We start from the raw sequence: 18,343 nt of genomic DNA, 5'->3' as shown, positions 1-18,343 counted from the left end.
CCGCCTGTACCACCGCGTGGACCGGGCGGTGGGCCCGCGGGCGGTTGGGCGCCGGCGCAAGCGCAGGCGCGGCCCCCCGCGGGCGCGGGCGGCCCCGGCCCGTCGGGGCCCGGAGCCGGGCGGGGGCCGGAACGGGCGGGGGGTCCGGCTGCCCGCCCCGTACGGCCGGCCGGCATGGCCCCCGGTCGCCGGGTCAAGGACGGGGAATGCGGGGAGCGGGCCGGCCGGCCGGGGCCGCGGCCACGCCCGGACGCGGGCGCTCGCCGCCCCGCCGGTTCGGACCCGGGCGCTCGGCGCCCCGCCGGCCCGGACCGGCGACGGCGGTCTTCTCCTCCGCGCCCTCCCCGGCCACGGCGGCCTTCTCCGCGTCCGCATCCGCATCCGCGCCCGCATCCGCGCCCGCATCCGCCTCGCCCTCGCGCTCGTCGCGCTCGGCGGCGGGCGGCCGGGAGGCACCGCCCGTCGTGCCCCAGTCGTCCTCGGCGTCCTCGCCGGAGAGCAGGACGGACTCCTCCTCGTCGAGTTCCGCGAAGACCCGGTCCGGCCGGCCGGCGGACGGCGGGACCGGGGGGAGCACCGGCGGCAGGTCCGGGAGGACCCGGGCAACGGCCCGGCTGAGCGCGTTGCCCTCCAGCACGAGGGGCGTGCCCAGCAGCGCGATCCGGCCGTGCCGGTCGGTCGTCAGGGTGCGCCGCTGGCCCCGGCCGGTGCCCCGCAGGACGATCTGCGGACCGGGCGCGGACTCCGGCGGGCCGGTCAGCTCGGGCGGCAGCGGGTCGGGCAGCTCCGCCGCGACCAGCACCGGGGCGATGCCGTGCCGCGTCGGCATCTCGCGAGCGGTCCGGTAGGCGGTGCGGATCTCGGTCCCGGCGTACTGGTGGTGCACCCCCTCGGCGACGACGACCAGTCCGGCGGGCAGGCGCGCGGCGAGCTGGGCGGCGATCGCCTGGTGCAGGGCGGGCACGCACCTCGGGTCGCCCTGCACGGTCAGGATCCTCCGGCCGGCGGCCACGTCGAGGAAGGCGCAGGACCCGTCCCGCGCGCCGACGGCCACCAGGACCGGGTGCGGCAGGTCCGGCACCGGGACCACCGCGGGCAGGTCGGGGCGGGCGGCGGTCCAGTGGTTCGGCGGATCGCCGGGGGCGGTCCACCAGCAGGTCCCGGGGACGGCCTCGTCGGCCTGGGGAAGGTCCCGGCCGGCCAGCAGCACGGTGACGGTCTCGTCGTCCACCAGCACCGCGTACGGGATCCCGCCGAACGGCGCGGCGGCCTCCCGGGCGGCGGCGACGGCCCGCTCGGCGTCCCGCCAGGTGGTCTGCCGCCGCAGTCCCCGCACCAGCAGCGACCGGGTCCGCCGGTACCGTGCCCAGGAACGCACCGGTGCGGCGAAGGCGTGGGCGGAGATGGCCAGTTCTCGTCGTACCCGGCGGGCCGCGGCGCCCCAGCCGCCCTGCCGCATGGCCAGGTGGCGCAGGACCAGGAAGACGATCAGCGCCAGGGCCAGCAGCCCGAGCACCCGGAAGATGGTGTCCCGGTGGCGGTCGATCATCTCGAAGGGGTCGGCGTTTCTCATGCCGCGGGTATCTCCCGTCGCAGGGCTGACAGGGCGTAGTGCACTCGGGACTTGACCGTGCCGTTCGGTATGCCGAGGGCGCGCGCCGCCTCGGGTCCGGACTCCCCGCACAGGTAGATCCGGACGATCACGGCCCGGTGGTCGGGCGTCAGGCGGGACAGCGCGGCGGTCACCACCATGCGGTCGGCGGCGAGGTCGGCCGGGTCGCGGCCGTCCGACGCCTCCTCCAGCAGATGAGGGGGGATCATGCCGATGGGCTGGACACGGTTGCGGTGGTGCACGTCGATGGTGAGGTTACGGGCCACCGTGTGGAGCCACGCGGCCAGGTGGCCGTCGTCGGCGTCCAGCCGGGTGTCGGCGTCCGCGGCCTTGCGGGAGGCGAGCCAGGCCCGCAGCATCGTTTCCTGGACGACGTCCTCCGCGCGGTGTGTGTCTCCGGATGTCAGACGGTTCACGTAACGCAGGAGCCGGAGGCGGTACCGCTCGGCGACCGGCACCTCGGAGGCCGAGGGCGGTCGCGAGGCGGGCGTCCCACGGACGGTGGTCATGTGCGTCTTCTCCAACGGTTTCCGCGGAAACCTTTGCTCAAGGGGACGGGAGGGGAACCGACCGCTGTCCGCGCCGACCGGCCGTCCGTAGCTCACTCACAGAAGTCTTTGCAGGATAACGCCGTGGTAAGCGGTGTCCTGGGCAAGGGACACCGGAGATCAGCACGGTACAAGTCAATGGCTCATGCATACAAACAGATGAGTGAACGGCCGGTTAACACCGGTGCTTTGCCGGCCGGCCGCGGTGAACCACGGTCCCCCGAGGGGGACATGGCTGCGGGAGAGCAGACAACGGCCTTGCCCGGGGAGCCCCCGGGGAGCCCCCGGGGAGCCCTTGTGCCCACCGCCGCCGCACGCCGCCGCCCGGGCCGCAGCGACCACCTCGATGCGGGGCGGATGCGGGGCGGATGCGGCGAGAAATACGGGTCGGAATGCGGGTCGGATGCGGGTCGGCTCCTCCTGCGGGATGATCGGTGGTGAAGGGCTTTTCTGGCAGACTTCATGCCTATGGGTGACGCGACCGCGAGGACTCGGGAGCGCCTGGAGGACGGCGTTCCGCACCCCGTCCCCGAGCGGACGGGGCGGCGCCTCCTGCGTCGCCCGCGCACCCCTCGCCGGCCCCGCCTGTGGTTCGAGATCCTGCTCATCGGGCTCAGCTACTGGACGTACTCACTCGTTCGCAACGCAGTGCCGGAACAGCGTTCGCAGGCGCTGCGCAACGCCGACTGGATCTGGCGCGTCGAGCAGCAACTGGGCCTCGCCGTCGAGGAGTCGGTCAATCACGCGGTGAACTCGGTGACCTGGCTCGTCGTCGGCATGAACTACTACTACGCCACGTTGCACTTCGTGGTGACTCTCGGGGTACTGGTGTGGCTGTACCGCCGTCATCCCGGCCGCTACGCGGCGACCCGGCTGGTCCTCTTCGCGACCACGGGCGTCGCGCTGGCCGGTTACTACCTGTATCCGCTCGCCCCGCCCCGCCTGATGAACGGCGGCAGCTTCATCGACACCGTGATGGTCCACGAGACCTGGGGATCGATGGCGTCCGGCGACCTGAAGAACATGTCCAACCAGTACGCGGCGATGCCGTCGATGCACATCGGGTGGTCGGTGTGGTGCGGGCTGACGGTCTTCGCGCTGGCCTCGGTGCCGTGGGTGCGGGTGCTGGGGCTGGTGTACCCGGCGCTGACGCTGGTGGTCATCGTGGCGACGGCGAACCACTTCTGGCTGGACGCGGTGGGCGGCCTGCTGTGCCTGGCGTTCGGGTACGGGGTGGCCGTGGTGTGGTACGGGCGGATGCCGTACGCACTGCCGCGGGCGGTGCCGGGGGCCGGGCGGCGGAGGCTGTGGGTGCCGGGGCGGGCCTGACGTTGCTGCGGGCGGTCGTGCGGCGAGCAGCGCGCCCACCCCCGGCCCGCCCCTGGCTACGTGCGGTGGCGATGTGCAATGGCGATGTGCAGTGGCTACGTGTGGTGGCTACGTGTAGAAAAGGTCCTCCACCACCGCCCGCGCCCGCCGGGCCGTACGCCGGTACTCGTCCAGCATGTCCCCCGCGTGCCCCGGCCCGTGCCCCAGGTAGCGCCCCACCGCCGCCAGCTCCCGCATGTCGGTCGGGAAGGTGTCCCCGGCCCGTCCGCGGACCAGCATCACCGCGTTGCGCACCCGGCTCGCCAGGACCCACGCCTCGTCGAGGGTGGACGCGTGCTCCTCCGAGACGAACCCGGCGTCCCGCGCGGCGGCCAGCGCCTCCCGCGTCCTGGTGGTCCGCAGCCCCGCCTCCCCGTGGCCGTGCCGCAGCTGGAGCAGTTGCACGGTCCACTCCACGTCGGAGAGCCCGCCCGGCCCCAGTTTGGCGTGCAGCTTGGGATCGGCCCCGCGCGGCAGCCGCTCGGACTCCATCCGGGCCTTCAGCCGCCGGATCTCCCGGGCGTCGTCCTCCTTCAGCCCGGCCGCCGGGTACCGCAGCGGGTCGATCAGCTCGGTGAACCGCCGCCCCAGCTCCGCGTCCCCGGCCACGAACTCGGCCCGCAGCAGCGCGTGCCGCTCCCACACCAGGGACCAGCGCCGGTAGTACGCCTCGTACGACTTCAGGGTGCGCACCAGCGGCCCGGACTTGCCCTCGGGCCGCAGGTCGGCGTCGATCAGCAGCGGCGGGTCGGCGCTCGGCACCTGGAGCAGGCGGCGCAGTTCGGCGACGACCTTGTTCGCGGCGTCCCCCGCCTCCCGCTCGCCGACCCCGTCCCGGGGCTCGTGCACGAAGAGCACGTCCGCGTCCGAGCCGTAGCCCAGCTCGTGCCCGCCGAAGCGGCCCATGCCGATGATCGCGAACCGGGTCGGCAGGGTGTCGCCCCACCCCTCCCGCACGACCGCCCGCAGCGTCCCCGCCAGGGTCGCCGCCGTCAGGTCGGACACCGCGCCGCCGACCAGGTCCACCAGGGCGCCCTGGTCGGCCTCGGCGGGCTGCGCCTCGGTGCCGTAGGAGCCGACGATGTCGGCGGCGGCCGTGCGGAACAGCTCCCGGCGCCTGACCCCGCGCGCCGCGGTGACCGCCTGCACGGCGCCGTCGGCGCGGCGGACCGCGGCGAGCACCTCCTGCTCCAGCTGGGGGCGTCCGCGCGGCGCCAGTCCCCCGGCGGCGCCGTCGCCGAGCAGCGCGACGGCCTCGGGCGCCCGCATCAGCAGGTCGGGGGCGAGCCGCCCGGCGGACAGGACGCGGGCGAGGTTCTCGGCGGCGGCGCCCTCGTCCCGCAGCAGCCTGAGGTACCAGGGCGTCTTGCCGAGCGCGTCGGAGACCTTGCGGAAGTTGAGCAGTCCGGCGTCCGGGTCGGCCGAGTCGGCGAACCAGCCGAGCAGCACGGGCAGCAGGGTGCGCTGGATGGCGGCCTTGCGGGTGACCCCGGACGCCAGCGCCTCCAGGTGCCTGAGGGCGGCGGCCGGGTCGGCGTACCCGAGGGCGACCATGCGCTCGCGCGCGGCCTCGGCGCTGAGCCGGGCCTCCCCGGGCGCGAGCTGGGCGACGGCGTCGAGCAGCGGCCGGTAGAACAGCTTCTCGTGCAGCCGGCGCACGACGGAGGAGTGCCGCCGCCAGGCGCGCAGCAGCCCGTCGACCGGGTCGGTGCGCAGGCCGAGGGAACGGCCGAGGCGGCGCAGGTCGGCCTGGTCCTCGGGCACGAGGTGGGTGCGGCGCAGCCGGTGCAGCTGGATGCGGTGCTCCATGGAGCGCAGGAAGCGGTACGCCTCGTCGAGCTGGGCCGCGTCGGTCCGGCCGACGTAGCCGCCCGCGGCGAGCGCCTCCAGCGCGTCCAGGGTCGTGCCGCTGTGCAGTGAGGTGTCGGAGCGCCCGTGCACGAGCTGGAGCAGCTGCACGGCGAACTCCACGTCCCGGAGGCCGCCAGGACCCAGCTTGAGCTGCCGGTCGACCTCGGCTGCGGGGATGGTCTCCACCACGCGGCGGCGCATCTTCTGCACGTCGGGCACGAAGTTCTCGCGGTCGGCGGCCTGCCACACCAGCGGCTGCAGGGCGGCGACGTACTCGGCGCCGAGGCCGGGGTCGCCGGCCACCGGGCGGGCCTTGAGCAGCGCCTGGAACTCCCAGGTCTTGGCCCAGCGCTGGTAGTAGGCGACGTGGCTGCTGAGGGTGCGCACCAGCGGGCCGTTGCGGCCCTCGGGGCGGAGGTTGGCGTCGACGGGCCAGATCGAGCCCTCGACGGTGGTCTCGGAGCAGATCCGCATCATGTGCGAGGCCAGCGCGGTCGCGGCGCGCAGCGCCCTGGTCTCGTCGGCGTCCGCGTCGCCGTCCGTGCCCGCCGCGGGCTCGCCCACGAAGATCACGTCGACGTCGGAGACGTAGTTCAGCTCGTGTCCGCCGCACTTGCCCATCGCGATCACGGCCAGCCGGCACCGCGCGGCGTCCTCGGGCGCGGCGGCCTCGGCGAGGGCCAGGGCGGCGCGCAGGGTGGCGGTGGCGAGGTCGGCCAGCTCGGCGGCGGTCTCGGCGACGTCGATGGTGCCGCACACGTCGCGGGCGGCGATGGACAGCAGGCAGCGCCGGTAGGCGACGCGCAGGGACACCGGGTCGGTGGCCCCGGCGAGGCCCTGCTCGAACTCCTCGACGCCGCGGTGCAGGTCGCGTGGTTCGTACGTGACGAGGGCCTGCCAGTCGCCGGCGTGCCGGGCGAGGTGGTCGGCGAGCGCCTCGGAGGCGCCGAGCACACCGAGGAGACGGTCGCGCAGCGGCTTGGCCGCTATCAGGGTGTCCAGCAGCTCCTGGCGGGCGGTGGGGCCGGGCTGCGCCTCCAGGAGCCGGACCAGGCCGTGCAGGGCGAGGTCGGGGTCGGCGGTGGCGCCGAGCGCCTCGAGGAGGACGGGGTCGGCCCGGACCTCGGCCAGCTCCGCGCCGTCCAGCAGCCGCTCGGCGGCCGAGGGATCGGTGAAGCCGTGCCGCAGCAGTCGCGTGAAGGTACTGCTTCTGCGTCCCGGCGCCGTCATCTCGGCCTCCTGTCGGGCCTCGGGGATCAAGGGGTACGGCCCGAGCGTAGCCGGGCAGCCGCGCGACGGCGCCGGGACCGGCCGCGCTTTCCGGCGACCCTCCGGTGGAAACCGGTCCCGGTCCCCGGCGGACTCTCCGGTGAAACCGGTCCCGGTCCCCGGCGGACTCTCCGGTGAAACCGGTCCCGGTCCCCGGCGGACCCTCCGGTGGAAACCGGTCCCGGTCCCCGGCGGACCCTCCGGTGAAACCGGTCCCGGTCCCCGGCGGACCCTCCGGTGAAACCGGTCCCGGTCCCCGGCGGACTCTCCGGTGGACCGCCCCGGGACTCGTACGATATCTTGTACCAGCCCAGGAAGGGAGGCTCCGGTATGTCCATCACCGCCAGCGAAGCCCGTCAGAACCTGTTCCCGCTGATAGAGCAGGTCAACGAGGACCATGCCCCGGTACACATCACCTCCCGCAAGGGGAACGCCGTACTCATGTCCGAGGAGGACTTCACGGCGTGGACGGAGACGGTGCATCTCCTGCGCTCACCGAAGAACGCCCGCCGCCTGCTCGACTCCATCGCGGAGGCCGAGGCGGGCGAGGCACGGCACCGCGAGCTGATCGACCCGGACGCGGAGCGGGCGTGAGGATCACTTTCACGTCCCACGGCTGGGAGGACTACGTCCACTGGGCCGAGAGCGACCGGAAGGTGACCAAGCGGATCAACAGACTGATCACCGACATCACCCGTGACCCGTTCAAGGGCATCGGCAAGCCGGAGCCGCTCAAGGGCGACCTGTCGGGCTACTGGTCACGGCGCATCGACGACACGCACCGACTCGTGTACAAGCCCGCCGACGGCGTCCTGGTCATCGTGCAGGCCCGCTACCACTACTGAATCACTGATGACAGCCCGCATCGTGCTCACAACGTGCCCCACCAAGGACGTCGAAGGAGCCACGCCATGGACTTCACCCTCGAAGTGATCCCGCTCCCGGTCACCGACATCGACCGCGCCCGGGACTTCTACCGCGACAAGGTCGGCTTCCACGTCGACATCGACCAGGAGGTCATGCCGGGCATGCGCATCGTCCAGCTGACGCCTCCGGGCTCCGGCTGTTCGATCGCCCTCGGCGACACCATCTGGGACATGGCCCAGGTCGAGACCCGGCCGGGCCCGGGCTCGTACCAGGCGCTCCAGCTGTGCGTCGCCGACATCAAGGCGGCCCACGCGGAGCTGACCGCGCGCGGCCTGGAGGTGTCGGAACCGGTGCAGTACGCGCCGGACGACGGCGCCACCTTCATGTACTTCAAGGACCCGGACGGCAACGGCTGGGCGATCCAGGAGTACCGGCGCCGGGAGGCGGAGCCGCTGCACAAGGTCCTGGCGGACCTCAAGGGCGGGGACGACTGACCGGTCTCTCCCCCGCCGCCCCGGCCGGGCCGCCCCTGCCCGTCCCTTCGGCCGGCCCCCGCCGGTCCCCTCAGCCGGTCTCCCGCCAGCGGTTGGTGACCGGCAGGCGGCGGTCCTTGCCGAAGCCCTTGGCCGAGATCTTGGTGCCCGGCGGGTACTGCCGCCGCTTGTACTCCGCGGTGTCCACCATCCGCAGGGTCCTCGTCACCAGCTCCCGGTCGTAGCCGGCGGCCACGATCTCGTCCGCGCCGCGGTCCCGGTCGACGTACAGGGCGAGGATCGCGTCGAGGACCGGGTAGTCCGGCAGCGAGTCCGTGTCGACCTGGCCCGGCCGCAGCTCCGCGCTCGGCGGCTTGGTGATCGAGTTCTCGGGGATCGGCGGGGTCTCCCCCCGGGCCGCCGCCGCCCGGTTGCGCCACTCGGCGAGACGGAAGACGGACGTCTTGTACACGTCCTTGATGGGCCCGTACGCGCCCACCGAGTCGCCGTACAGCGTCGAGTAACCCACCGCCAGCTCCGACTTGTTGCCGGGGGCGAGGACGAGGTGGCCCTCCTGGTTGGAGAGCGCCATCAGCAGCGTGCCGCGCAGCCGGGACTGCAGGTTCTCCTCGGCCAGTCCGGTCAGGCCCAGCGCCCCCATGTACGCGTCGAACATCGGCTCGATCGGCACGGTGCGGTAGTTGAGGCCGGTGCGCCGGGCCAGCTCGGCCGCGTCGTCCCTGGAGTGCTCGGAGGAGTACCGGGACGGCATCGAGACGCCGTGCACGTGCTGTGCGCCGACCGCGTCGCAGGCGATGGCCGCGACCAGCGCGGAGTCGATGCCGCCGGACAGTCCGACCAGCACCGAGCGGAAGCCGTTCTTCGTGACGTACGCGCGCAGCCCGACGACGAGAGCCGAGTAGACCTCCTCGTCGTCGTCCAGCGGCTCGGCGTGCCCACCGGACAGCGCGGGCCCGTCCCCGGACACCGTCTCCCCGGACACCGGCCGGCCGGGCATCGGCCGCTCGGGCACCGGCCGCTCCGGCACCGGCTGCTCGGACAGCACCACCCGGTCGATGCGCAGCCCGTCGTCCACCACGCCCGTCGGTGCCCCGGCCTCCGCGGCCGCCGGCAGGTCGAGGTCGAGCACCACGCAGCCCTCGGAGAACTGCGGCGCCCGCGCCAGGACCGCCCCGTCCCGGTCGACGACGATCGAGTCGCCGTCGAAGACCAGCTCGTCCTGCCCGCCGGTCATCGCGAGGTAGGCGGTGGTGCACCCGGCCTCCTGGGCGCGCTTGCGGACCAGTTCGAGCCGGGTGTCGTCCTTGTCGCGCTCGTACGGGGAGGCGTTGACGGAGAGCAGCAGCCCGGCCCGCGCCGAGCGCGCCGCCGGCACCCGGCCGCCGTCCTGCCAGAGGTCCTCGCAGACGGCCAGCGCCACGTCCACGCCGCGCACCCGTACGACGGGCATGGTGTCGCCGGGCACGAAGTAGCGGAACTCGTCGAAGACGCCGTAGTTCGGCAGGTGGTGCTTGGCGAAGCTCAGCGCCACCTCGCCGCCGTGCAGCACGGCCACCGCGTTCTGCGGGGCGCCGGCCGGCTGGCCGTACCTCGGCCGGGCGTCCGCCGAGCGGTCGAGGTAGCCGACGACCACCGGCAGCCCGCCCAGGCCCTCGTCCGCGAGGCGCGCGGCGAGGGAGCGCAGGGCGGCGCGGGAGGCCTCCACGAAGGACGACCGGAGGGCCAGGTCCTCGACGGGGTACCCGGTGAGCATCATCTCGGGGAACGCCACCAGGTGGGCCCCCTGCCCGGCCGAGTGCCGGGTCCAGCGGAGGACCGCCTCCGCGTTGCCGGCGAGGTCGCCGACGGTGGAGTCGATCTGGTTCAGGGCGAGTCGTAGGCGTGGCACACGGCCAGTGTAATCGTCAGAACGACGCAATGGGGTGACGCGCCGGTTTCGGCCTCGTGTCCACGGCCTCACGGGCTCCGGCCCGCCAAGGCCCCGCCCGGGCCCGGCCCGTCCTCAACTCCGCGGCTCGGCACCCCGCGCGGCCAGCAGGTCCGCCATCAGCCGGATCTCCGACTCCTGCGACTCCACCATCCCCCGGGCCAGCCGCTTCTCCACCCCCACCGAGCACTTCTCGACGCACCCCTCGGCCATGTGGACGCCGCCCTTGTGGTGCTCGGTCATCAGCTGGAGGTAGTAGACCTCGGCCTGCTCGCCGTCGAGCGTGCCGAGCCTGTCCATCTCGGCGTCGGTGGCCATCCCGGGCATCAGCGAGCCCTCGCCCGCGGAGGGCGCGCCGCCCATGCCCATCCAGGTCATCGGCGGGTCGGACGACACCTTCGGCAGCTCCCACAGGTCGAGCCAGCCGATCATCATGCCGCGCTGGTTGGCCTGGGTCTGCGCGATGTCGTACGCGAGGCGCCGGACCTCCTCGTCGTCGGTGCGGTCGCGCACGACGTACGACATCTCCACGGCCTGCTGGTGGTGGACCGACATGTCGCGCGCGAACCCCGCGTCGGCGGAGTCGGCGGACGGCACCCGGTCCGAGCCGCCCTCGTCCCCGGCGACCGCGTAGGTGATCGCGCCGGCCGCGACGAGCACCGCGGCGGCGCCCGACGCGATCCAGCCGGCCCGTTTCGGGGTCACTGGGAGAGCCCGTTGGTGCACGCGGCCCCCGGCTCGGGGGTCTGCTCGCCCTGGACGAACTTCTCGAAGAACGTGTTCACGTCGGGGTCGTCGGCGCCCGTCACCGTGCGCTGGTGCCCCCAGGCGGTCAGCACGATCGGGTCCTTCTGCTTGTCGTCGGGGCTCATCAGCGAGTACGGCGTCTGCTTGACCTTGGCGGCCAGCTTCTCGACGTCGGCCTTCGGCGCCTTGTCGGTGTACGTCACCCAGACCGCCCCGTGCTCCAGGGAGTGCACGGCGTGCTCGTTCTCCAGGGGCTTGGTGTAGACGTCGCCGTTGCAGTTCATCCAGACCTGGTTGTGGTCGCCGCCGACGGGGGGCTCGACGGGGTAGGACACCTTCTTGGTGACGTGGTTGCGGCCGAGGTCGCCGTCCCAGGTCCGCACCCCGTCCTCGCCGGTGACGAACTTGCCGGAGGCCTTGCCCTCGGCGGCCGCCTCGTCGGAGGAGTCGTCGGACTGCGACCGCACGAGGACGACGCCGCCGGCCACGAGGCCGACGACGACCACGGTGCTGAGCGCGATCGTGAGGATCCGGTTCCGGCGGCCGCGGGCCTCCTCGGCACGCCGCATCTCGGCTATGCGGGCCTGTCGCGCCGTGTTGCTGCTCTTCTTGGCGGAACCCATGGGGTGTTGCCCTTCTGGGAAAACTGCTGGGAACGGACGGAAAGAACAGGGTCGATGGGTCAGCTGATCGTAATGGCGCAGGGCGGCTCGTTCGTAGGGAGGTCACAGGATCCGCCCCGGGAAGACCGTGGGACGGGCGCGGTGCCGGATCGGTGCCGGATCCAGGAATGGCCCGATCGAACAGGTGGCCTCTACGCTGCGGTCACGGGGCAAGCCGGCCGGCCGAGGCCCGCAACGCGTACGAAACGGTCCTGTGGTGTGATGCTCAGGTGCCCGACCGCCTCCCGCCGTACCGGAGACAGGCGGCCTGACCAGCGAGGATGGGGAAGCGGAAGATGGACAAGCAGCAGGAGTTCGTGATCCGGACGCTGGAGGAGCGCGACATCCGGTTCGTACGCCTGTGGTTCACGGACGTGCTGGGCTTCCTGAAGTCCGTCGCCGTGGCCCCGGCCGAGCTGGAGCAGGCCTTCGACGAGGGCATCGGCTTCGACGGCTCGGCGATCGAGGGCTTCGCCCGGGTCTACGAGTCCGACATGATCGCCAAGCCGGACCCGTCGACGTTCCAGGTCCTGCCGTGGCGCGCGGAGGCCCCCGGTACGGCCCGCATGTTCTGCGACATCCTGATGCCCGACGGCTCGCCGTCCTTCGCGGACCCGCGCTACGTCCTCAAGCGCGCCCTGGCCCGCACCTCCGACCTGGGCTTCACCTTCTACACCCACCCGGAGATCGAGTTCTTCCTGCTGAAGGACAAGCCCGTCGACGGTACGGTCCCCACCCCCGCCGACAACTCCGGCTACTTCGACCACACCCCGCAGAACATCGGCATGGACTTCCGCCGCCAGGCGATCACCATGCTGGAGTCGATGGGCATCTCGGTGGAGTTCTCCCACCACGAGGGCGCGCCGGGCCAGCAGGAGATCGACCTGCGCTACGCGGACGCGCTGTCCACGGCCGACAACATCATGACGTTCCGCCTGGTCATGAAGCAGGTGGCCCTCGAACAGGGCCTCCAGGCCACCTTCATGCCGAAGCCGTTCTCGGAGTACCCGGGCTCGGGCATGCACTCCCACCTCTCCCTCTTCGAGGGCGACCGCAACGCGTTCTACGAGTCCGGCGCCGAGTACCAGCTCTCGAAGGTCGGCCGCTCCTTCATCGCGGGCCTGCTGCGCCACGCGGCGGAGATCTCGGCGGTCACCAACCAGTGGGTGAACAGCTACAAGCGCATCTGGGGCGGCACCGAGCGCACGGCCGGCGCGGGCGGCGAGGCCCCGTCGTACATCTGCTGGGGCCACAACAACCGCTCGGCGCTGGTCCGCGTCCCCATGTACAAGCCCGGCAAGACCGGCTCGGCCCGCGTCGAGGTCCGCTCCATCGACTCCGGCGCCAACCCGTACCTGACCTACGCCGTCCTCCTCGCCGCCGGCCTCAAGGGCATCGAGGAGGGCTACGAACTCCCGCCGGGCGCCGAGGACGACGTCTGGGCCCTCTCCGACGCGGAACGCCGCGCCCTGGGCATCGAGCCCCTTCCGCAGAACCTCGGCGAGGCCCTCGGCCTGATGGAACGCAGCGACCTGGTCGCCGAGACCCTGGGCGAGCACGTCTTCGACTTCTTCCTGCGCAACAAACGCCAGGAGTGGGAGGAGTACCGCTCCCAGGTGACGGCGTTCGAGCTGCGCAGGTCGCTGCCGGTGCTGTAGGGCGGGCGGAGTACGGGGCGTCAGTTCGGGCTCGGTGGCGCGCTCATCGCCGCCGTCAGGAACGTGACCGCCCATCGCCGGGCCGCCGCCCCGCCCGCTGCCGGGGGCGCGCAGCCCGGGGTGGGCTGCTGGTGGACCTCGAGGCGGTCGACGGCCGTCACGGCCAGCATTCCCCGCATCCGGAACCGCAGTTCCTCCGGGGAAAGGCCCGGCAGTGCGCGTGTGAAGGCCGCGAGGTAGCGCTCGCCGACCGTGTCCGCACCCGGGCCGCTCCAGCTGCGCGCCTCCTCGGCCGGGTCGCTGAGGATCGTCACGATCAGCCGGGACGTCCGGGCGCCGCCGGCGTCTTCGGCCGACATCTCGTCGAACAGCGGCCCCGCGAACGCCTCCACCAGTTCGCCCACCGACGGTTCGGCGGTCCGTGCGAGCAGCGTGTCGAGCCCTGCGCGCTGGGCGGCGTCGATGGGCTCGATCACGCGGCGGGCGACCGCGGCCATCAGCTCCGCCTTCGACCCGAAGTGGTAGCCGACGGCGGCCAGGTTCGCTCCGGCCAGTTTGGTGATCGCGCGGACCGAGGTGCCGCGGTATCCGTGCTCGGCGAAGAGCTGCTCGGCCGCGTCGAGGAGCTGGGTACGGGTGTCTGGGATCGCCACACGGGGGACTCTACCCATGCCGCGAATTAAACGAACGTATGATTCAATCGAACGTATGAAAGAGGAGAAAGGGGCTCCCATGAAGCTGCTCGTGTACGGCGCCGGGGTGTGCGGCAGCCTGTTCGCGGCCCGCATGCACGAGGCCGGCCACGATGTCTCGCTCCTCGCCCGGGGCGGGCGACTGGCCGCGCTGCGCCGGCACGGGGTGCAGCTCGTCGAGGGGGACGGCACGGCCGTCAGACGGGTACCGGTACCGGTGATCGAGCACCCGGACAGCGCGTACGACCTGATCACCGTCTTCGTCCGCACCCACCAGGTGGACGCGGTGCAGGAAGCACTCGCCGACGTCCGCGGTGACGTGCTGTTCCAGCTCAACTGGGCAGCCGGCCCGGAGCCGCTGGGCGCGGTGATCGGACCCGAACGGGTGCTGCTCGGCTTTCCCATGGCGGGCGGCACGATGGACGGCGACGCGGTCCGCCACCGCAGGAGCGGCTTCCTCACCCGCCGGGTCCCGATGCCGGTCGGCGAGCCCGACGGCCGCACCACCCCGCGGCTGGAACGGATCGTGGAGACGTTCCGTACCGCCGGGATCAACGCCAGGGCCGAGCCGCGGATGGACGCCTGGCTCAGGACGCACGCCGCGTTCGAGGTGCCGCTCGGGCAGGCGGTGCACGCGGCGGGCGGCCCGGTGGCGCTGGCCGGCGACCCGGACGCGGTCCGCGGCATGCTCCACCTCATGCGGGAGAACCTCGCGGCACTGGAGACGCCGCCGGTGCCCCGCGCGTTCGCCGCGTTGCGGACTCTGCCGCAGGGACTCCTCGTGGCCGCGCTCCGGCGCTTCCTGAAGAGCCCGACGGCCGTGCACAGCGGACTCAACGACCGCTCACCTGCCGCGGTGGCCGAACTCGAACGGCTGGCAGAGCAGTTGCGCGCCCGCTCGTGAGTCCCTGAGCAGGCGTCGAGCACCCGGAACATCCCTCGGACCCGCACACCGTTCACTCCGCGGTCTCGCGGACCGGGGACGGAGAGGGCGGATCGGACCTGCCGTCCGGACCGGGGCGGGCAGGGGACCGTACGGTGGGCGGAACGCGTGAAGAGGCAACCCCTTTCCGTGACCGCACTCGCACACACGTGAACGCGGCCGTGCCGCCGGTGCGGCCGTCGACCGCGCTTTCCTGGCCGGCTGTTCACCCGCATGTTTTGATCGGCACACGACATGCCGAAGGAACGGTTCCGGAGTCCCCCAGCTCCGGGTGCCGGGGTGTGTCCACCGCTCCCCATCCCTCTGATCACGAAGGTGAGACCTGCCATGAACCTCGTCCCCCGGGTCGAAACGGCCGAGATCCCCGACACGGACCTGGACCAGCTGTCCGGCGGCAACGCCGGCGCCGCGGCGTCCGTCATCGCGACCGGCGGCACCGCCGCCGCGGGCCTGTACGCCGAGGCCGGTCCCCTCGGCTTCTCGGCCGGTCTCGACGCCTCGCTGGCGTTCGACGGCGTCGCCGCGAACGGCAACGCGCGTACCACCAGCGTCTGATCCGCCGGTCGGGGCACGTGGACGGCGGCCGGGCGTAGGCACCGGGTCGGTGCCGTCCGCAGGCGCCCCCGCGCACGGAATCCCCGCAGCCTGGCCCTGTACGGGCCGGGGTGCGGGGATTTCCTGTCGCCGCGGGTGCGGTGCGGTCAACCGGGTCCGGAGCGGTTGCGGGCCTCGTCGGCGACGCTGCGGCCGGAGTCGCGGGCCTGTTCGGTGACCCTGCCGCCCTGGCCGCGTGCCTCGTCCTGGGTCGTGCGGGCGGCCTGGGCAGCGGTGCCCTTCACGTCCTCGGCCGCCTCCTGGGTGACTTCCTTGGCGCCTTCCTTCAGATGCTGCGCGGACTCGGTCGCGGCCTGCTTCACCGGTTCCAGGGCGTCGCTGTGCATCAGCTCGGCGGTCTTCTGCCGCTCGGTGCGGGAGGCGGGCACCACGGAGGCGGCCAGCATGCCGACCCCGAAGGCGACCAGGCCGGCCGCCAGGGGGTTGCCCTGGGTCTGGCTGCGGGCCATGCCGGGCGTCTGCTGGACGGCATGGCTGGTCTGTTCCGCCACGTCGCGCGCGGTACCGGCCGCGTGTCCGGCCGCGTGTCCGGCCGCGTCGCGGGCCGTGCCGACCGCCTGCCCGGTGCCCTCCTGGACGGAACCGGCCGCCGACTGGGCGGTGTCCCGTACGCCGTGCGCGGTGTCCCGCATGCCGTGCGCGGTGTCCCGCATGCCGTGTGCGGTGTCGTGCGCCGTGCCCATCACACGGTTGCGCATGCCGGACATCGTGCGGCGCATCCGTGCGCGGCGACGCCGCGCCATGCGCCGGGGGCTGGTCCGCTCGGTGAGCCGGCCCATGTCCGTGGCCAGCCTGTCGCGGGTCGCCTCGATCTCGGACCTCATTTGGTCGGGTGACGTGCCCATTGCGCGTTCTCCTTCATGGTCTCGACGGTGTGCTCCGGCTTCGGCGACACGGCCTTCATCCCCGCGCGGCCCTTCAGGTAGAGCAGGGCCCCGGCGATCCCCCAGATCGCGGCGACGACCAGCGCCGCCCAGCCGCCGTCGATGACGTTGGCCAGGCCGAGCATCGCGGCCAGGGACAGGAACAGCAGGACCATGTAGCCCGCGAAGCCTGCGCCGCCGAACATTCCGGCGGCCTTGCCCGCCCGGCTCGCCTCGTCCCTGACCTCGGCCTTGGCCAGCTCGACCTCCTGCCGGAACAGGGTCTGCAGGTCCGTGGTCACCGCGGACAGCAACTGGCCCGCGGACCGGTCCTGCTCCTCCTGGTGTGCTCCCGCGCCTCGGACGGGAGAGATCGTGGCCATCTCACACCCCCGGGCGTCCGCGGTTGGGGGCACCGTCGGAGGAGGGCCCGGCGGTCGGCGGTCCCGGCGGGGGTGTCATCGACGCCCCCTCGGCGGAGATCGCCGGAGGCCCGGTCCGCACGGTCTGCCCCTGTCCCGGCCCTCGTCCCGGCCCCACCGCGCCGCGGTCGGTGTCCACGCCGGTCGCACCGGTCGCACCGGCATCGGCACCGTCCGTCCCGGACGCCTTGGCCGCCTTCGCCAGGCGGCCGACGGCCAGTCCGGCCAGCAGGGCCCCACCCAGGAAGGCGCCGGGCCGCCGCCGGGCGAAGTGCTGCAGATCGCCCACGAGCCCTTCGACGCCCTGTTCCTCCAGGTAGTCGGCGGCCCGGCTGCCCGTGTCCGCCGCCTGCGCCACCAGGCCACGGGCCGGGGAGTCGTCCCGGGCGTGCGCCGCGAGACCCGAGAGGTCGCTCGCCCACTGGCGCAGTTGCCCGGCCGCGCGTTTGGTCTGCCCGTCGGCCTCGCCCATCGCGCGGCTCCGCAGGTCTCCCAGGGCCGAGCCCGCCTGCTGCCTCGCCTCCCCCGCCACGCCGCGAGCCTGTTCCGCGGCCGTTCCCGCCACCTGGCTCGCGGCCTGTCTGGCCTGGTCGGCCGTGGCCGACGTCTCCGCCCTGGCCTTTTGTCTGGTCGCCCCGGTTCCGGTCTGTACGGACTCACTCATCGGCGGTCTCCTCGTCAGACGTCCGCTGCGGTCCCGTGCACCGGTGGGGCGCACGTGACCGCCCGTCTCACTTCGGGTGGCCGCTCAGGGGCTTATGACACGTTTTGCCCGGTATTTATTCGGCCCCTTGGCTCAGAGCGACAGACTGGTCACCGAGGCGACATCCGCACCCTCCGTCGCAGGAGCGGACGGGGCGTCACTCCGACGGGGACGGGAGCCGCTCCGCGAGCAGGACGAAGTGGCCGTCGGTCGGGGCGGCGGAGGGCGGGCGGAGGAGCCAGCCGGTGTCGTGGAGGAGGCGGTGGGCGTCGGACGGGTGGAAGCGGCGGGAGAGGAAGCAGCGGATCTCGTGGCCCGCGGGGAGGCGGGCGCCGGGCAGGGAGACCGGGGCGGTGAGGCGTACCGTGCCGACCACCGCTTCGGCCCTCGTTTCCAGGCGCAGGGCGAGACTGTGCGGGGGCAGGCCCGCCGCGGTCAGGGGGCCGGTGATCATCTCGCGGACGGCCGGTGAGCCGTAGGCGGCGTCGTCCTGGTGGTCCGGCCGGGGCGGTCCGTAGAGGCCGAGGGCCAGGGTGTCGCCGGGGCGTGCGGCGTGGAAGAGGTTGCGGAGCACCTGGGCCGGGTCCTCGACGTTGCCCAGGGTGTTGCCGAAGAGGCAGACGAGGACGGGGCCCGGCTCCCGCCAGCTGTCCACGGGCGCGGGTGCCGTCGACTCCATGTCCCACGTGGCGAAGTGCTGCCCGACCGAGGTGTGGGGGCGGTTCCGTTCCCGGGCCGCCGCCAGGAGTTCGCGGCTGAGGTCCACGCCGAGGTAGCGCGCCGGGCCCCGGTGCTGCCGCGCGAACCAGGCCAGGAACTGGTGGGTGTGCACGCCGTTGCTGGAGCCGATGTCGCACACCTGGGCCGGGAGTCGGGCGCGGCCCAGTCCGCGGGTGAGGACGTCGGTCTCGTGGGCGCACCGGCCGTCGGCGTACTCGTCGGGGTACTGCTCGGCGAACCCGATGTGCAGGGCGGCGCCGCTTCCCGTGTACATGTAGCGGACCGGCAGGACGCCCCGGCGCAGCCAGGCGGCGACCGTCTCGTGCGGGTGCGCTCCCTCTCCCACCGTCCCCCGCCCTCCCCTCGTACCCGGCCCTCCCGT

18 protein-coding genes are annotated in these 18,343 nt (G+C 73.3%); 7 read left to right on the top strand and 11 right to left on the bottom strand.

Annotated elements, in window-relative coordinates; translation table 11 throughout:
* Positions 1-193: 193 nt before the first annotated feature.
* Both HZS56_RS09140 and HZS56_RS09135 read right to left on the bottom strand, forming a co-directional pair.
* Entirely contained in the window at positions 194-1,573 is a 1,380-nt protein-coding gene (locus HZS56_RS09140; RefSeq protein ID WP_216720202.1) for a hypothetical protein, read from the bottom strand.
* A complete protein-coding gene (locus HZS56_RS09135; RefSeq protein ID WP_216720201.1) occupies positions 1,570-2,121 on the bottom strand; it encodes a sigma-70 family RNA polymerase sigma factor in 552 nt (183 codons plus the stop codon). The genes HZS56_RS09140 and HZS56_RS09135 overlap by 4 nt, the downstream gene beginning before the upstream one ends.
* Before the next feature lie 501 nt (positions 2,122-2,622).
* Here HZS56_RS09135 and HZS56_RS09130 point away from each other — a divergent pair.
* Positions 2,623-3,489, top strand: coding sequence for a phosphatase PAP2 family protein (locus HZS56_RS09130; protein WP_374201108.1), 867 nt, complete (start codon positions 2,623-2,625; stop codon positions 3,487-3,489).
* A gap of 108 nt (positions 3,490-3,597) precedes the next feature.
* Here the strand turns inward: HZS56_RS09130 and HZS56_RS09125 are convergent, their stop codons facing one another.
* The gene (locus HZS56_RS09125) at positions 3,598-6,609 is read right to left on the bottom strand and encodes a bifunctional [glutamine synthetase] adenylyltransferase/[glutamine synthetase]-adenylyl-L-tyrosine phosphorylase (protein ID WP_216720199.1); all 3,012 of its coding nucleotides are present in this window, start codon (positions 6,607-6,609) and stop codon (positions 3,598-3,600) included.
* Between the two features lie 369 nt (positions 6,610-6,978).
* Here HZS56_RS09125 and HZS56_RS09120 point away from each other — a divergent pair, with 369 nt between their 5' ends.
* The 3 genes from HZS56_RS09120 (at position 6,979) to HZS56_RS09110 (ending at position 8,009) form a co-directional block, all read left to right on the top strand.
* The gene (locus HZS56_RS09120; RefSeq protein WP_019326160.1) at positions 6,979-7,242 is read left to right on the top strand and encodes a type II toxin-antitoxin system Phd/YefM family antitoxin; all 264 of its coding nucleotides are present in this window, start codon (positions 6,979-6,981) and stop codon (positions 7,240-7,242) included.
* Positions 7,239-7,493 (top strand): Txe/YoeB family addiction module toxin, encoded by a 255-nt coding sequence (locus HZS56_RS09115; RefSeq protein ID WP_216720198.1) that lies wholly within the window; start codon positions 7,239-7,241, stop codon positions 7,491-7,493. The genes HZS56_RS09120 and HZS56_RS09115 overlap by 4 nt, the downstream gene beginning before the upstream one ends.
* A 66-nt stretch (positions 7,494-7,559) precedes the next feature.
* Positions 7,560-8,009 (top strand): VOC family protein, encoded by a 450-nt coding sequence (locus HZS56_RS09110; protein WP_216720197.1) that lies wholly within the window; start codon positions 7,560-7,562, stop codon positions 8,007-8,009.
* A 70-nt stretch (positions 8,010-8,079) separates the two neighbouring features.
* On the opposite strand, the gene HZS56_RS09105 is transcribed toward HZS56_RS09110, so the two are convergent.
* From HZS56_RS09105 to HZS56_RS09095, 3 genes are all read right to left on the bottom strand, one after another.
* Entirely contained in the window at positions 8,080-9,897 is a 1,818-nt protein-coding gene (locus HZS56_RS09105; protein WP_216720196.1) for an NAD+ synthase, read from the bottom strand.
* Positions 9,898-10,011: 114 nt separating this feature from the next.
* Positions 10,012-10,641, bottom strand: coding sequence for a DUF305 domain-containing protein (locus HZS56_RS09100; RefSeq protein ID WP_216720195.1), 630 nt, complete (start codon positions 10,639-10,641; stop codon positions 10,012-10,014).
* The gene (locus HZS56_RS09095; protein WP_216720194.1) at positions 10,638-11,306 is read right to left on the bottom strand and encodes a thioredoxin-like domain-containing protein; all 669 of its coding nucleotides are present in this window, start codon (positions 11,304-11,306) and stop codon (positions 10,638-10,640) included. The genes HZS56_RS09100 and HZS56_RS09095 overlap by 4 nt, the downstream gene beginning before the upstream one ends.
* A gap of 335 nt (positions 11,307-11,641) precedes the next feature.
* Here HZS56_RS09095 and glnA2 point away from each other — a divergent pair, with 335 nt between their 5' ends.
* On the top strand, positions 11,642-13,003 hold the full coding sequence (gene glnA2, locus HZS56_RS09090; RefSeq protein WP_216720193.1) for a gamma-glutamylpolyamine synthetase GlnA2: 1,362 nt from the start codon (positions 11,642-11,644) through the stop codon (positions 13,001-13,003).
* A 20-nt stretch (positions 13,004-13,023) separates the two neighbouring features.
* On the opposite strand, the gene HZS56_RS09085 is transcribed toward glnA2, so the two are convergent.
* Positions 13,024-13,656 (bottom strand): TetR/AcrR family transcriptional regulator, encoded by a 633-nt coding sequence (locus HZS56_RS09085; protein ID WP_216720192.1) that lies wholly within the window; start codon positions 13,654-13,656, stop codon positions 13,024-13,026.
* A gap of 79 nt (positions 13,657-13,735) precedes the next feature.
* On the opposite strand from HZS56_RS09085, the gene HZS56_RS09080 reads away from it, so the two are divergent.
* Entirely contained in the window at positions 13,736-14,599 is an 864-nt protein-coding gene (locus HZS56_RS09080; protein WP_216720191.1) for a ketopantoate reductase family protein, read from the top strand.
* 366 nt (positions 14,600-14,965) lie between these two features.
* Positions 14,966-15,193 (top strand): hypothetical protein, encoded by a 228-nt coding sequence (locus tag HZS56_RS09075; RefSeq protein ID WP_216720190.1) that lies wholly within the window; start codon positions 14,966-14,968, stop codon positions 15,191-15,193.
* 146 nt (positions 15,194-15,339) lie between these two features.
* Here the strand turns inward: HZS56_RS09075 and HZS56_RS09070 are convergent, their stop codons facing one another.
* The 4 genes from HZS56_RS09070 to HZS56_RS09055 form a co-directional block, all read right to left on the bottom strand.
* On the bottom strand, positions 15,340-16,098 hold the full coding sequence (locus HZS56_RS09070) for a DUF3618 domain-containing protein (protein WP_216720189.1): 759 nt from the start codon (positions 16,096-16,098) through the stop codon (positions 15,340-15,342).
* Positions 16,074-16,499 (bottom strand): phage holin family protein, encoded by a 426-nt coding sequence (locus tag HZS56_RS09065; protein ID WP_216720188.1) that lies wholly within the window; start codon positions 16,497-16,499, stop codon positions 16,074-16,076. The genes HZS56_RS09070 and HZS56_RS09065 overlap by 25 nt, the downstream gene beginning before the upstream one ends.
* Position 16,500: 1 nt before the next feature.
* Positions 16,501-17,202, bottom strand: coding sequence for a hypothetical protein (locus HZS56_RS09060; RefSeq protein WP_216720187.1), 702 nt, complete (start codon positions 17,200-17,202; stop codon positions 16,501-16,503).
* A 196-nt stretch (positions 17,203-17,398) separates the two neighbouring features.
* The gene (locus HZS56_RS09055; RefSeq protein ID WP_216720186.1) at positions 17,399-18,307 is read right to left on the bottom strand and encodes a class I SAM-dependent methyltransferase; all 909 of its coding nucleotides are present in this window, start codon (positions 18,305-18,307) and stop codon (positions 17,399-17,401) included.
* Positions 18,308-18,343 lie beyond the last annotated feature (36 nt).

Source organism: Streptomyces mayonensis (assembly GCF_018982965.1).
Taxonomy (GTDB): Bacteria; Actinomycetota; Actinomycetes; order Streptomycetales; family Streptomycetaceae; genus Streptomyces; species Streptomyces mayonensis.
This window is presented reverse-complemented; position numbering and strand designations above follow the sequence as displayed.